The sequence below is a fragment of the Massilia sp. LXY-5 genome (assembly GCF_059801075.1).
The window spans coordinates 291,057-303,980 of the sequence record NZ_JBNNEH010000005.1; the positions used below are offsets into that span (position 1 = coordinate 291,057).

At 66.4% G+C, this 12,924-nt stretch carries 12 protein-coding genes; 4 read left to right on the forward strand and 8 right to left on the reverse strand.

Features of this window, described 5'->3' with window-relative positions; translation table 11 throughout:
• Positions 1–110 precede the first annotated feature (110 nt).
• Positions 111–2,543 carry a penicillin-binding protein 1A gene (locus ACI48I_RS16380; protein WP_498574803.1) on the forward strand — a complete coding sequence of 811 codons (2,433 nt, stop codon included), beginning with the start codon at positions 111–113 and terminating at the stop codon, positions 2,541–2,543.
• 173 nt (positions 2,544–2,716) lie between these two features.
• Here the strand turns inward: ACI48I_RS16380 and ACI48I_RS16385 are convergent, their stop codons facing one another.
• The 4 genes from ACI48I_RS16385 to ACI48I_RS16400 all read right to left on the reverse strand — a co-directional run bounded on the left by ACI48I_RS16385 (position 2,717) and on the right by ACI48I_RS16400 (position 5,367).
• A complete protein-coding gene (locus ACI48I_RS16385; RefSeq protein WP_498574804.1) occupies positions 2,717–2,863 on the reverse strand; it encodes a hypothetical protein in 147 nt (48 codons plus the stop codon).
• A 153-nt stretch (positions 2,864–3,016) separates the two neighbouring features.
• A complete protein-coding gene (locus tag ACI48I_RS16390) occupies positions 3,017–3,856 on the reverse strand; it encodes a glucose 1-dehydrogenase (RefSeq protein WP_193685800.1) in 840 nt (279 codons plus the stop codon).
• Between the two features lie 30 nt (positions 3,857–3,886).
• Positions 3,887–5,023 carry a mechanosensitive ion channel family protein gene (locus ACI48I_RS16395; protein ID WP_193685801.1) on the reverse strand — a complete coding sequence of 379 codons (1,137 nt, stop codon included), beginning with the start codon at positions 5,021–5,023 and terminating at the stop codon, positions 3,887–3,889.
• A gap of 164 nt (positions 5,024–5,187) precedes the next feature.
• Complete coding sequence (locus ACI48I_RS16400) at positions 5,188–5,367, reverse strand: DUF3606 domain-containing protein (RefSeq protein ID WP_193685802.1); 180 nt, start codon at positions 5,365–5,367, stop codon at positions 5,188–5,190.
• 365 nt (positions 5,368–5,732) lie between these two features.
• On the opposite strand from ACI48I_RS16400, the gene ACI48I_RS16405 reads away from it, so the two are divergent.
• Positions 5,733–6,050 (forward strand): thioredoxin family protein, encoded by a 318-nt coding sequence (locus tag ACI48I_RS16405; RefSeq protein WP_193685803.1) that lies wholly within the window; start codon positions 5,733–5,735, stop codon positions 6,048–6,050.
• Positions 6,051–6,117: 67 nt separating this feature from the next.
• On the forward strand, positions 6,118–7,401 hold the full coding sequence (locus ACI48I_RS16410) for an MFS transporter (RefSeq protein ID WP_498574805.1): 1,284 nt from the start codon (positions 6,118–6,120) through the stop codon (positions 7,399–7,401).
• Between the two features lie 190 nt (positions 7,402–7,591).
• Here ACI48I_RS16410 and ACI48I_RS16415 read toward each other — a convergent pair whose 3' ends face one another.
• The gene (locus ACI48I_RS16415) at positions 7,592–9,070 is read right to left on the reverse strand and encodes an App1 family protein phosphatidate phosphatase (protein WP_498574806.1); all 1,479 of its coding nucleotides are present in this window, start codon (positions 9,068–9,070) and stop codon (positions 7,592–7,594) included.
• Positions 9,071–9,222: 152 nt separating this feature from the next.
• On the opposite strand from ACI48I_RS16415, the gene ACI48I_RS16420 reads away from it, so the two are divergent.
• Positions 9,223–10,308: an endonuclease/exonuclease/phosphatase family protein gene (locus ACI48I_RS16420; RefSeq protein ID WP_193685806.1), complete on the forward strand. Its 1,086-nt coding sequence runs from the start codon at positions 9,223–9,225 to the stop codon at positions 10,306–10,308.
• Between the two features lies 1 nt (position 10,309).
• Here ACI48I_RS16420 and ACI48I_RS16425 read toward each other — a convergent pair whose 3' ends face one another.
• From ACI48I_RS16425 to ACI48I_RS16435, 3 genes are all read right to left on the reverse strand, one after another.
• Positions 10,310–10,498 carry a hypothetical protein gene (locus ACI48I_RS16425; protein WP_193685807.1) on the reverse strand — a complete coding sequence of 63 codons (189 nt, stop codon included), beginning with the start codon at positions 10,496–10,498 and terminating at the stop codon, positions 10,310–10,312.
• A gap of 25 nt (positions 10,499–10,523) precedes the next feature.
• Entirely contained in the window at positions 10,524–11,336 is an 813-nt protein-coding gene (locus ACI48I_RS16430; protein WP_498574807.1) for a DUF481 domain-containing protein, read from the reverse strand.
• 249 nt (positions 11,337–11,585) lie between these two features.
• Positions 11,586–12,878, reverse strand: coding sequence for an NCS2 family permease (locus ACI48I_RS16435; RefSeq protein ID WP_193685809.1), 1,293 nt, complete (start codon positions 12,876–12,878; stop codon positions 11,586–11,588).
• Between the last annotated feature and the right edge of the window lie 46 nt (positions 12,879–12,924).

The following is a 12,924-nucleotide window of genomic DNA, read 5'->3' on the forward strand; positions in this document are numbered from 1 at the left end:
CGTCAGGCCTCGCGAGGGCTGACGCGGAGACTGTGGCATGGACTGTGGCACGTACGCCGCACGGCGTCGGCTATACTGCGCGCAAGAGAATCAATTTAGCAAGGAAAACAGTGGATCAGGACGAGAAGACCGAGAGCGGCATCCGCCAGCAGGCCAGGGATTTGTTCGGCAGCGCCGGCGGCAGGGCCAGGGCGGGGGTAAGGCAGGCGCATGGCATTCTCGCCGGCCGTCCGCGCCACCAGCAGGTGCTGCTGATCGGTTTGTGGTCCTTCGCGGCGCTGCTCATCGCGCTCATCATTTACCTGCTGATCCTGATTCCGCTTACGCCCGGCATCGCCGACCTGAAACAGGTCAGCAGCGCGCGCCCGACCGTCATCATGTCGTCCGACGGCAAGGAGCTCGGCACCTTCGAACAGGGCCTGCAGGAGCGCGTCAAGCTGTCGCAGGTCTCGCCGCATGTGGTGACGGCCCTGATCGCGACCGAAGACCACCGCTTCTACGAACACCATGGCGTCGACTTCACGCGCATCGGCGGCGCCATGCTGGCCAGCCTGAAGGGCGACGCCCAGGGCGGTTCGACGATCACCCAGCAGCTCGCCCGCAACATGTTCCCGGAAGAGATCGGGCGTGCGCGCAGCATCAACCGCAAGCTGAAAGAGCTGATCACCGCGATCAAGATCGAGAACAACTACAGCAAGACCGAAATCCTCGAAGCCTACCTGAACACGGTGCCCTTCCTGTACAACGCGCGCGGCATCGAGATGGCGGCGCGCACCTATTTCTCCAAGCCGGCATCGAAGCTGGACGTGCTGGAGGCGGCAACCCTGGTCGGCATGCTGAAGGGGACGTATTACTACAATCCCGTCACCAATTCGCAGCGCTCGCTCGCGCGCCGCAATGTGGTGCTCGGCCAGATGTACAAGCACGGCGCCTTCAACGAGGCGCGCTACAAGGCGCTGGTGAAGCGTCCGCTGCGCCTGGACTTCGAGCGCCAGGTCGAGCGCAGCGGCCGCGACAACCATTTCACGGCCTATGTCCGTAAATGGCTGCTCGAATGGGCCAACGAAAACGATTACGACCTCGAACTCGACGGACTGGTGGTGCAGACCACGCTCGACGCCGGCCTGCAGGAAGCGGCGCTGCGCGCGGTCGAGAAGCAGGCCAGCGCGCTGCAGGCGGTGGCCGACGTCGAGTGGGCCAATCCGAATCCGCCCGGTTCGACCTCGATCGGCACCTACACCTCGATGCGCACGAGCGTCGCGCCCTTCGACTACTACTGGCTCACGCACCGCGCGCAACTGGACGCGTTTGTCCGCGAAAGCGGCGACTACAAGCGCGCGGTCGAGGGCGGCGAGGCGCCGGCCGCGGCGCTCAAACGCATCAAGGCGGACCGCGACTTCATGCGCAAGCTGCGCGAAGCGAAGACGCGCCTGGAAGCCGGCTTCGTCGCGATCGACCCGGCCACCGGCGAAGTCAAGGCCTGGGTCGGCAGCCGCGATTTCGCGCGCGACCAGTTCGACCACGTGGCCCAGGCCGCGCGCCAGCCGGGATCGACCTTCAAGCCCTTCGTGTATGGCGCCGCCCTGGAAAAGGGCATCCCGCCCGAGCAGCCTTATGTCGACGCCGTGATGGACATCAAGGCCGCCGACGGCACCATCTGGCGCCCGACCGACATGACCGGCACCACCGGGCGCCAGATGACGATGCGCGACGGCCTGGTGTACTCGAAGAACACGATCACCGCCCAGGTCGGGCGCGACGTCGGCCTGGGGCCGGTGATCAAGCTGGCCCAGAACCTCGGCATCCGCCAGAGCAAACTGTCGCAGGTGCCCTCGCTGGCCCTGGGCACCAGCCCCGTGACCCTGCTCGAGATGGTCAGCGGTTACGCCAGCATCGCGGCCCAGGGCGAGTACCGCAAACCGGTCTTCGTGCGCCGCATCAGCGACCGCGACGGCAACGTGATCGCCGACTTCGCCACCGTGAAGCCGGAGCGCGCGATGTCGCAGGCGTCCTCGGTGACCCTGATCGACATGCTGCGCGGCGTCGTCAACCGCGGCACCGGCACCGCCGTGCGTTCGCGCTTCGGCATCAACGGCGACGTCGCCGGCAAGACCGGCACCACCCAGAACAATGCCGACGGCTGGTTCATCCTGATGCACCCGAACCTGGTGGCCGGCGCCTGGGTCGGCTTCAACGACAACCGCGTGACGATGCGCTCGGCCTATTGGGGGCAGGGCGGCCACAACGCCATCCTGCTGGTAGGCGACTTCTTCAAGACGGCGCTCGACGCCGGCAAGATCGACCGCGAGGCGCTGTTCCCGGGCGGGCGTCCGCAGGCGCCGGCGCGGGTCGAGCGCGAGCAGCCGGAAGAGGAATTCATCGACCCGCGTGAGTTGTCCGAGGGCGTGCCGGCGGATGCGGCGCACCCGCTGCAGCAGGAAGAGCCGGCCGAGGACGAGGCCGAGGAAGCCCAGGACGCGCCGATGGAAGGGGTGCCGCCCCCTCCGCCGCCGCCGACGCCGGTACCGTCGCCCCTGTATTAACCCGAAAGGCCCGGAACCGCTCGTCAGGCCGGGCCGGGCTGAACTGCCGTAGGGTGGGCTCCCCGAGCCCACGCGGTGATACGTGCCGGCTCCGATGCCGCATTCGACGATCTTGAGGGCAGGTATCACCGCGTGGGCATGTCCACCCTACGCTAAGGTCGCGCCGCGCCTTCTCATTTGGTCGTGAAGTTGGTCAGCCACTGCAGGTTCGGGTCCTTCGCCCAGCTCGCGGCGCCGGTGTTCCAGTTGCTGTCGACGCTGTTCTGGCTGCCGAAGCAGTCGCCGGAGGGGCGCGTGGACCCAGCCGCTGCTGTTCGCATTCAGGCACCAGTACAAGCCCGCCGCGCAGGTCAGCCCGGCCGGCGAAATTATCGCGTTCGCCGTTGACCGCCCGCGAGCGGGGCCCGGCAGGGCCGGATGGCCGGCGAGTGCGTCAATACTATCTTCAGATGAGCTCGTTTGCGCGCACGGGCTTACAGAATTGGCGTGCCGCCCGTGACGGCGATGCGAGCGCCGGAGATATAGCTCGCCTGGTCCGACGCCAGCAGCACGTAGACCGGCGCCACCTCGGCCGGCTGGCCCGGCCGCTTCATCGGCACCTGCTGGCCGAAACTCTCCACCTGGTCGGGTGGCATCGTCGCCGGGATCAGCGGCGTCCAGATCGGCCCCGGCGCGACCGAGTTCACGCGAATCCCCTTGTCCGCCAGCAGCTGGGCCAGGCCGGCCGTGAAGTTGGCGATCGCGCCCTTGGTCGCGGCATAGGCGAGCAGGGTCGGCTTCGGGTTGTCGGAGTTGATCGAGGTGGTGTTGATGATCGCGGAACCCGGCGCCATGTGTTTTACCGCGGCCTTGCAGATGTGGAACATGGCCGTGATGTTGACCTGGAAGGTGTAATCCCATTCCTCGTCCGGAATCTCCTCGATCGAATCGTGACTCATCTGGAAGGCGGCGTTGTTCACCAGTACGTCGATGCGGCCGAATTCCTGCACCGCGCGCTCGACGATGGCGCGGCAGTGCTTCGGGTCGGCCAGTTCGCCCGGCATCAGCACGGCGCGCCGCCCGGCCGCCTCGACCAGGCGCGCCGTTTCCTGCGCATCCTCGTGTTCGTTCAGGTAGGCGATCAGGACGTCCGCCCCTTCGCGTGCAAAGGCGAGGGCGACGGCGCGGCCGATGCCGCTGTCGCCGCCGGTGATCACGGTTGCCTTGCCCACCAGCTTGTCCGAGCCCTTGTAGCTCGTTTCGCCGTGGTCGGCCGGCGGATCGAGTGCGGATTCGTGACCGGGTGGCTGTTGCTGCTGTTTCGGCTGGTTCATCGCATGCTCCTCAGTGAATGCGACGGACGCTCAGCTGCCCTTCGGCAGGCTGCGCAGGGTCGCGGGAAAGCGTGGGCCTCCGGGCAGTTCGGTGGCTGGCGGTTCGACCGCGTCCTGCAGCAGCAGTTGCTGCGCGCGCGGGGCGGTCGAGATGCCGAGGTCGGCGAACATCTGCATCGAGGCCAGGATCACCGCCTGCTGGGTATTCATGAACAGGTCGTAGTCGGCGTCGAGGACCGTGTAGACGATCTCCCACTCGATGTAGTCCTGAGTGTACTTCGCCAGGTGGGCTCGGTCGAAGCGTACCTTCTCGCGCTTGCCGATGAATTCGGCCACCGCGGTCGGCACCTTCGCCGCCAGCGCCGCCGGCGTGTCCGGATGGGCGCGCAGGTTGAAGACGATGCGGCGCGTGACCATGCGCTTGAAGTTCGACACCGTGGCCTTCAGCAGTTCGGCGTTCGAGACGATGATCTGCTCGCCGCTCGATGCGCGCAGGCGGGTAGTCTTCAGGCCGACCTTCTCGACCGTGCCCGAGGTGTTCGAGGTCGAAATGAAATCGCCCACCTCGAAGGGCTTGTCGATCGCGATCGCGAGCGAGGCGAACAGGTCGCCGAGCACGTTCTGCACCGCCAGCGCGATGGCGATGCCGCCGATCCCGAGGCTGGCGACAAAGGTCGTGATGTTGATGCCGAGATTGGCCAGCAGGGCCAGTGCGAAAATCACCCAGACGCTGGTCTGCAGCACCCAGATGATCAGGGTATGGGCCACGGTCACCTGAGCGTCGGTCGTCGCGTGCTCGTGGTTGCGGAAATAGCGGCGCGCGGTGACCTTGATTGCGCTGTGCAGGTAGATCGCCAGCTGCAGGCCCAGGGTCAGGAACCAGAGGTGGCTCACGCGCGCGTTCCAGGGCGGCGGCAGGTCGAGCGCGGACAGGCCGATCAGGAGGCTGGTGGCGATCACGACGAGATTGCTGGTGCGCGCCAGGGTCTTGCGCAGCACTTCGGCGACCGGGCGGTGTGCGTGCTCGTCGCCCAGCTGGTCGAGGCGGCGCCGGAACAGCATCAGCGCGCCGTGGATGGCGACGAAGCTGGCCACGGCCAGGGCCAGTGCGAACAGGGCGTTCGGGAGCGTGATGTCGAGGGATGCAACGAAGGCGCGGATATCCACTTTGGGCTCCTTTTTTTATGGAAGAGGGGGCGCAAGGGCGCGCAAAACGTCCGGCGGCACGAAGGGCGCCGGAGGGTGAAGCGGAATTGGCACTGCAGTGCGCTGCCGCGGCGCGGGGCCGCGACAACGGGCGGACGCTCAGGGCGTCCGCGGAGGCGAACTACTTATTTGCGCTTCAGGTGCTGGCGTACCGCTTCGGCCGACACGCCGACCTCGGATACCGCCTTTTCCAGCTCTTCGCGCGTCACGCCCAGGGCCTCGGTCCAGTGGCGCACTTCCCACTCTTCGTGAACGTTGATGCGGCTGCGGTCCTGCTGACCGGATTTTTGCAGATTATCGGACATGATGGCCTCCTATCGATGAATTTGGAACGAATATGCCACGCCCTGCAGCCACCGTCGGTTAAGCATTTCACGTTGAGCAGGCATTGCCCGGTAGCCGGCCTGCGCGTGTGCTCAGGCGCAGCCGAAGTTGTGCAGCGACGAGCCGGAGCATTCCGAGGAACCGGGCGGGCACGCACATTGAGGGACGGTGGAGCTGTTGCCTGTCGCGTTATCGGTGGTTTGAATCGGCGTGGGCACCGATACCTGCACAGGCAACAGCCCCGACGCCCCCACGCACCGATGATTCCGCCAGTGCAATAAATTCCTTGGCTCCGTGCTGCTGTTTCGGTTACGCTTGTCGGATCGGCACTATTGAGGAGCACACCATGTCTTATGAAACCTCCCAGCCCGAGCGCAGCGCGGTGGACGCGCTGCCCGGTCTTGTCGCACTCGACTTCGGCACCAACTGGTGCGGCTATTGCCGCGCCGGCGAACCGCTCATCGCGGGCGCGCTGAAGGACTATCCGGACGCCCGCCACATCCAGGTCGAGGACGGCCCCGGCCGCCCGTTGGGGCGCTCTTTCAAGATCAAGCTGTGGCCGACGGTCGTGGTCCTCAAGGACGGCGTCGAGGTCGCACGCGTGACCCGTCCCGACAGCGCCGACGAGGTGCGTGAAGCGCTGTCGAAGGCGGGGAGCACATGAGTCGGCAGACGAATTAGCCCATGCAGCAACCCATGCAGCAACCCATAACGAGAATATGAACGAGACTATGAGTCAGCCATCCAATAAAGCGCGTACCGTCCTCTTCGCCAGCTTGATCGGCACCACGATCGAATTTTTCGACTTCTACATCTACGCCACCGCCGCGGTGCTGGTGTTCCCGAAACTGTTCTTCCCGGCGGCCGACCCGGCCGCCGCCGTGCTGCAATCCTTCGCCACCTTCGCCATCGCCTTCTTCGCGCGTCCGGTCGGCTCGGCCCTGTTCGGCCACTTCGGCGACCGCATCGGGCGCAAGGCCACCCTCGTTGCGGCGCTGCTGACCATGGGCCTGTCGACCATCGTGATCGGCTTGCTGCCGACCTATGCCACGATCGGCACCCTGGCGCCGCTGCTGCTCGCACTGTGCCGCTTCGGCCAGGGCCTGGGCCTGGGCGGCGAATGGGGCGGGGCGGTGCTGCTCGCCACCGAAAACGCGCCGCCGGGCAAGCGTGCCTGGTATGGCATGTTCCCGCAGCTGGGCGCGCCGATCGGCTTCCTGCTGTCGGGCGGCATCTTCCTGATCCTGACCCAGACCATGGGCGACGAACAGTTCTTCGCCTGGGGCTGGCGCATTCCCTTCCTGTCGAGCGCCATCCTCGTCATTGTCGGCCTGTACGTGCGCCTGAAAATCCACGAGACGCCCGACTTCCAGGCCGTGCTCGACAAGGGCGAACGCGTGAAGGTGCCGTTTGTCACCGTGTTCAAGGAACATGGCCGCGCGCTGCTGCTGGGCACCCTGATGGCGACCTCGACCTTCGTCCTGTTCTACCTGCTGACCGTGTTCGCGCTGAGCTGGGGCACGACCGGCCTGCACTATTCGCGTACCCAGTTCCTGCTGCTGCAGCTGGGCGCCGTGTGCTTCTTCGGCTTCCTGATCCCGCCTTCGGCCATCATCGCCGACCGCTTCGGCCGCCGCGCCGCCATGATCGGGGTGACGGTCGCGATCATGGTGTTCGGCCTGACCTTCGGCGCGCTGTTCGTCGCCGACGACCTGGTCAAGGCCGGCCTGTTCCTGGTGATCGGCCTGTCGCTGATGGGCCTGACCTACGGACCGCTCGGCACGCTGCTGGCCGAACTGTTCCCGCCGGCGGTGCGCTATACGGGTTCTTCGCTGACCTTCAACCTGGCCGGCATCCTGGGCGCCTCGCTGGCACCGTATGTGGCGACCGCGCTGGCGAAGAATTACGGGATCGAATATGTCGGGTATTACCTGACGGGTGCGGCGGCGCTGAGCCTGGTCGCGCTGTTGCTGGTGAAGAGCCCGGCGCGCCAGCCGGAGGTGGCGCGGGTCTGATTTATTGACGATAACGGGGCTGTTGCCTGCCCCGTTTTCGGTAATGTTGATCCGCATGGGCTCGGAGAGCCCATCCTACGGGATGCTTTTCGACCGGTAGCGTCGCCCGTAGGATGGGCTCTTGTGCCCATGCGGATTCAAAACACCGATAACGCTGCAGGCATCAGCCCCATAACGCCTGCACGCGGCATCAACCCGACGGCAGCAGCTTGTCGTCTTCCTTCTTGTCCGAGCGCACCCCGGCAAGCCGGTCGACCGTGATCAGCCCCTCCGCCGCCGCATGCGAGGCCGCGAAGACGCTGTCCGGCGCCAGGATCAGCTGGGTCCCGGTGGTGCTGACCTCCTCGATCAGCCTGTCGAGCGCCTCGATCCGCACCGGGTCGGGGTTCACGTTGCGGATATAGATCATCCGTACCGCCTGCGGATGGCGCCGCACGATCTCGGCATAGATCTCCGGATCCTTCTCCCCGCTGTCGCCGATCAGCACAAACTGCATGCCCGGATAAAAACGCAGGATCAGTTCGATCTTCTCCAGCTTGTGGTTGCCGTGCTTGGTGAGCTTGAACACGTCGCGCATGCCCAGCTCGCGCAGCAGCAGCGGACCGACCGGGATGCCCTGCAGGCGCAGGAAGTCGACCAGGAAGCCGAACAGGTGCCAGGGACTGGACGACACATAGAACAGCGGATTGTCCTCGTTCCCGCTCGCGCCGTCGCGCAGGGCCCGGTAGAAAGCGGCCACCCCCTTGAAGGGCTTGCGCGTGTGGGCGTTGGTACGCGCCAGCATCAGCGCCATGTTCAGCTTGTTGGTGACATTGGTCCACAGAACCGTGTCGTCGATGTCGCTGATGATTCCGAAGCGGGCGCTCGCGGCCGGCACGAAAGCCTCGGCCGAGGCGCGCACCGGTTGGCCGTCGGCGCCGAGCGAGTCCGGCAGTTCCAGGTCGACGCGGTGCGCGCCGCCGGCGAGCGGGGAGGAGGGCAGGATCTCGAACTCGAAATAGCCGCCGCTGTCGGTCACGGTTTCCCAGCTGCGGCCGTCGAAATGCGCGGTCACGCGCGCGCCGGCCACCTCGTCCGATTCGAGCCGGCGGTAGAGGGCGACCAGGTTGCTCCAGCTGCTGTCCTTGCCGGTCTGCTCGCGAAAACTCGCCTCGTCGAGCACGCGGCCCTTGATCCAGAGTTTGTTCGCGTTGCCAAAACCGAGATAGGGCAGCACCAGCAGGGGGTGGTCGCTGCCCAGCCGGCGCAGGCGGCGCAGGGCGCGGGTGGCGAACTGCCCGGCCGCGTCGGCCAGGCGGTCGTGCAGGGCAGGCGCTTGCGCCGCTTCGTCCAGGCGCCGCGGCGCTGCGGCCACGGCTACGGCCTCGCGCGCGGCGGGCGGGTGCTCGATCCAGAGCCGGTGCGGGGCAATTCCCGCAGCCTGCAACGCGCGTTCGAACTCCCCGGACAAGGCGGCGGGCAGGGCGCGCGGCAACAGCTGCACCTGCACGCCGGCCTGCCTCAGCCGCGCCAGCTCGCTGTCGGAGGCAAGGCCCGGATTCAGATAGACGGTGGCGCCGGGTGCGGCGCGTGCGGCGACCTCGGCAAGGCCGGCAGGGCTCAGGATCAGGTAGGCGGTTTCAATGCGCGGTTCGGTCATCGGTATCGGCAGGTGGCCAGGTTCAGGCATCAGTATCGCGTATCTGGCCGATCCGGCAACGCACGGCTGGCCTGGCATGCACTGTGCACGCTAGCGCACAGTCCGATTCGGCGAACCAAGGCATACTGCGGGTATTGTCTTATTGTCATGAGATACCGAACAGCCCACAGGACTCCTGCCCCATGTCTTTCGCCATCATCGCAAGCCTGGTCGTACTGATTGTGATCGCCACCCTGATGCCGCTGTCGCGTCACACCGAATGGTGGGTGCGCGACCTGGATTTCCCGCGCCTGCAGATCGCATGCGTGGCGCTCGGCGTCCTGCTCGTCAAGACGATTGTCCTCGACTGGGACGAGACCGAAACCTATATCCTGGCCGCCGCGACCCTCGCCTGCCTGGCCTACCAGGCCTGGTGGATCCTGCCCTACACCCGGCCCTGGCCGAACGAGGTGAAACGGGCGGTCGGCGGCGCGCCGGGCGACCGCATCCGCATCCTGACCGCGAACGTCCTCACGCCCAACCGGAATACCGGCGCACTGATCGCGCTGATCCGCGAGCACAAGCCGGATGTCTTCGTCACCCTGGAGACCGACCAGTGGTGGCAGGAGCGGCTCGACGTGCTCGAAGCCGCCTATCCGCACTCGATGAAATGTCCGCTCGACAACCTGTACGGCATGCACGTCTATTCGAAGCTGCCGCTCGAGGACAAGGCGATCCAGTTCCTGGTCGAGGACGACATCCCGTCGATGCACGCGCTGGTCGTGCTTCCTTCAGGGCGCAAGGTGCGCATGCACTTCCTGCACCCGGCGCCGCCGAGCCCCACGGAACACGACGAATCGACCGAGCGCGACGCCGAGCTGCTGGTGGTGGCGAAAAGCGTGGCCGGGCTGGACACGCCGGTGATCGTCGCGGGCGACCTGAACGACGTGGCATGGTCGACCACGACCCGGCTGTTCCGCAAGATCAGCGGGCTGCTCGACCCGCGCATCGGGCGCGGCATGTTCAACACCTTCCACGCCGACCACTGGTTCCTGCGCTGGCCGCTGGACCACCTGTTCCACAGCCGCCACTTCACCCTCGGCTTCATCCGCCGTTTGCCGCATTTCGGTTCGGACCACTTCCCGATGCTGGTCGAACTGGTCTACGACCATGCGCGCGGCGCCGACCAGGAGGGGCTGGAGGCCGATGCGCAAGACCATGCGCTGGCCGAGGAGAAGATCGCCGCCGAGCCGGTGACGGTCGACGACGTGCACGAGCCGCAGGCGTGATTCAGGCCTCGCGTTTGAACTCCGGTGCAGGAAGAGGATGGCGCCGCTCGTCGGGGCGCATCAGCACCCGGCGCGCGACGTCGAAGGGCACGCCCATGCCGGCCATGACGCGCGCGGGCGAATCGCCGGTCGGGGTCTTGATCGCCGCGTCGATCAGGAGCGCGGTCTTGTAGTCGGTTCGTCTGTCCATGCACCGATTGTCGCACGGGTTCGGCTCAGAACGAATACACCAGCGTCAGCGAAGTCTGGGTATCGAGGTTCTTCTTGTCGACCGGCACGTTGGTGTCGTTGCGGGCGGAGAAGGCGGCCTTCATCTGCATCGTGTCGTTGATCTTGGTGGACAGGGCCGATTCGGCGATCGAGTGCACGTTCGAGGTGCCGCGCTCGACGCTGACGGTCTGCACGAAAGCGGCCGAGGGGCTCACCTGCCAGCGGAAACGCGCGGCGCCGCGCACCGTCATGCCGCTCTCACGCTCGCCCGTTTCGCGCTCGCCGCTGAAATAGCCCGGGCCGATTTCGACGTCGAGCGCCTTGTCCGCGGTATTGTAGAGCTGCGAGCCGTGGCCGACCGCGAACGAGGTGTAGCGCGTGTAGGCGCCGAACTTGTCGTTCACGTGCGAACCCAGCACGAAGGCGCGCGAACCTTCCTTCATCAGCTTGTAGGCGGCCTTGGCCGACGCGGTCCAGCGCTCGGCCGAGCGGGTGCGGTAGCGTTCACCGTCGTCGTCCGTGATCTCGTCTTCCTTGAAGAAGCCGCTGACGATGTATTCGTTGCTCCAGTCGGCGGTCTCGTGGCGGGCGTCGATCTTGCCGCTGATCGAGGTGCCGGTGGTATTGCCCGAGGTACTGATCGCACCCAGTTCGGCCGAGGTGAACCAGCTGCCCTCGGGAATCGTCTCGGGACGCGCCACCGTCAGGGCGCTGTGGATGCTGCCGATGGTGGGCAGCTCGTCGGCGGCGCCGTCTGCATGGGCGGGGAAATGGGCCAGGCCGAGCAGGGCCAGGGCGTACAGCGGGAATGGTTTCATAAGCTAGGGTGCGGCCGCGGCGCCAGCCCGTGGGCTGGACCGTCTGCCTGCCGGTCGGTGATCTGTCAACTGCGCAGCAAACTGCGCGCAAAGAGCGCCGGTGCACGCGGTGCGGCAAAGGGGCTCGGCCGAGATTGTATCCCAGAAGCAGCATAAATGCGCGCCGAAGCCAACCGAACGGGCCATGTTGCGGCCACGGCGCGACTCGGCAGTAAGCCGAAGCGCGCTCGCATTCCCGCTCCGCCGGCTTCAGGTGCCGATGTAGACGATCTTGAAAATGAACAGCGCCGCGATCACCCAGACGACCGGTTTCACATCGCGCGCCCGGCCCGTGGTCAGCTTCAGCGCCGCATAGGTGATGAAGCCGAAGGCGATGCCTTCCGCGATCGAATAGGTGAACGGGATCACCAGTGCGGTGATCGCGGCGGGGATGCTCTCGGTGGTGTCGCCCCATTCGATGTCGCCCAGGTCGCGCAGCATCAGGCAGGCGACGAACAGCAGGGCCGGGGCCGTGGCATAGGCCGGCACCACGCCGGCCAGCGGCGCGATGAACAGGCAGGCCAGGAACAGCACCGCCACTGCCAGGGCGGTCAGCCCGGTGCGTCCACCCGCCTGCACGCCGGCCGCGCTCTCGATATACGCCGTGGTGCTCGAGGTGCCGAGCATCGAGCCGGCGACGATGGCGCCGCTGTCGGCCAGCAGTGCCTTGTTGAGGCGCTCCATCTTGCCTTCGACCAGCAGGCCGGCGCGGCTGGCCACGCCCATCAGGGTGCCGGTCGCGTCGAACAGTTCGACCAGGAAGAACACCAGCACCACGTTGATGATGCCGACCGACAGGGCGCCCCGGATGTCGAGCTTCAGCAGGGTCGGATCGATCGAGGGCGGCGCCGAGAAGATGCCGTGGAAGGTGTTACCACCGAAGAAGAATGAGAGGATGGTGACGACGATGATGCCGATCAGGATCGCGCCGCGCACCTTCAGGCGGTCGAGGGTCACGATCAGGAGGAAGCCGAGGATCGCCATGATGGCTTGCGGCTTGTGCAGGTCGCCCGCCTTGACCAGGGTCGGCTCGCTGCCGACGACGATGCCGGCGTTCTTCAGCGCGATCAGGGCCAGGAACATGCCGAGGCCGACGGTGATGGCCACCCGCAGCGAATGCGGGATGCCGTTGACGATCATGCCGCGCAGGCCCAGCACGGACACCAGGATGAACAGGCAGCCCGAAATGAACACGGCGCCCAGCGCCGCCGGCCAGGCCACGCCCATGCCGAGCACGACGGCGTAGGCGAAATAGGCGTTCAGGCCCATGCCGGGCGCCATGCCGATCGGGTAGTTGGCGTACAGGCCCATCACCGCGCTGCCGAGGGCGGCCACGAGGCAGGTTGCCACGAACACCGCTTCCTTCGGCATCCCGGCGTCGCCGAGGATCGAGGGGTTGACGAAAATGATGTAGGCCATCGTCAGGAAGGTGGTCAGGCCGGCGAGCAGTTCGGTGCGGACGTCGGTGCCGCTTTCGCTGAGTTTGAAGTAGTTGTCGAGCATCGTGGATGGGGTTCCGTGTGGGGCGCAGAAGGCTTGTCATGCGCGC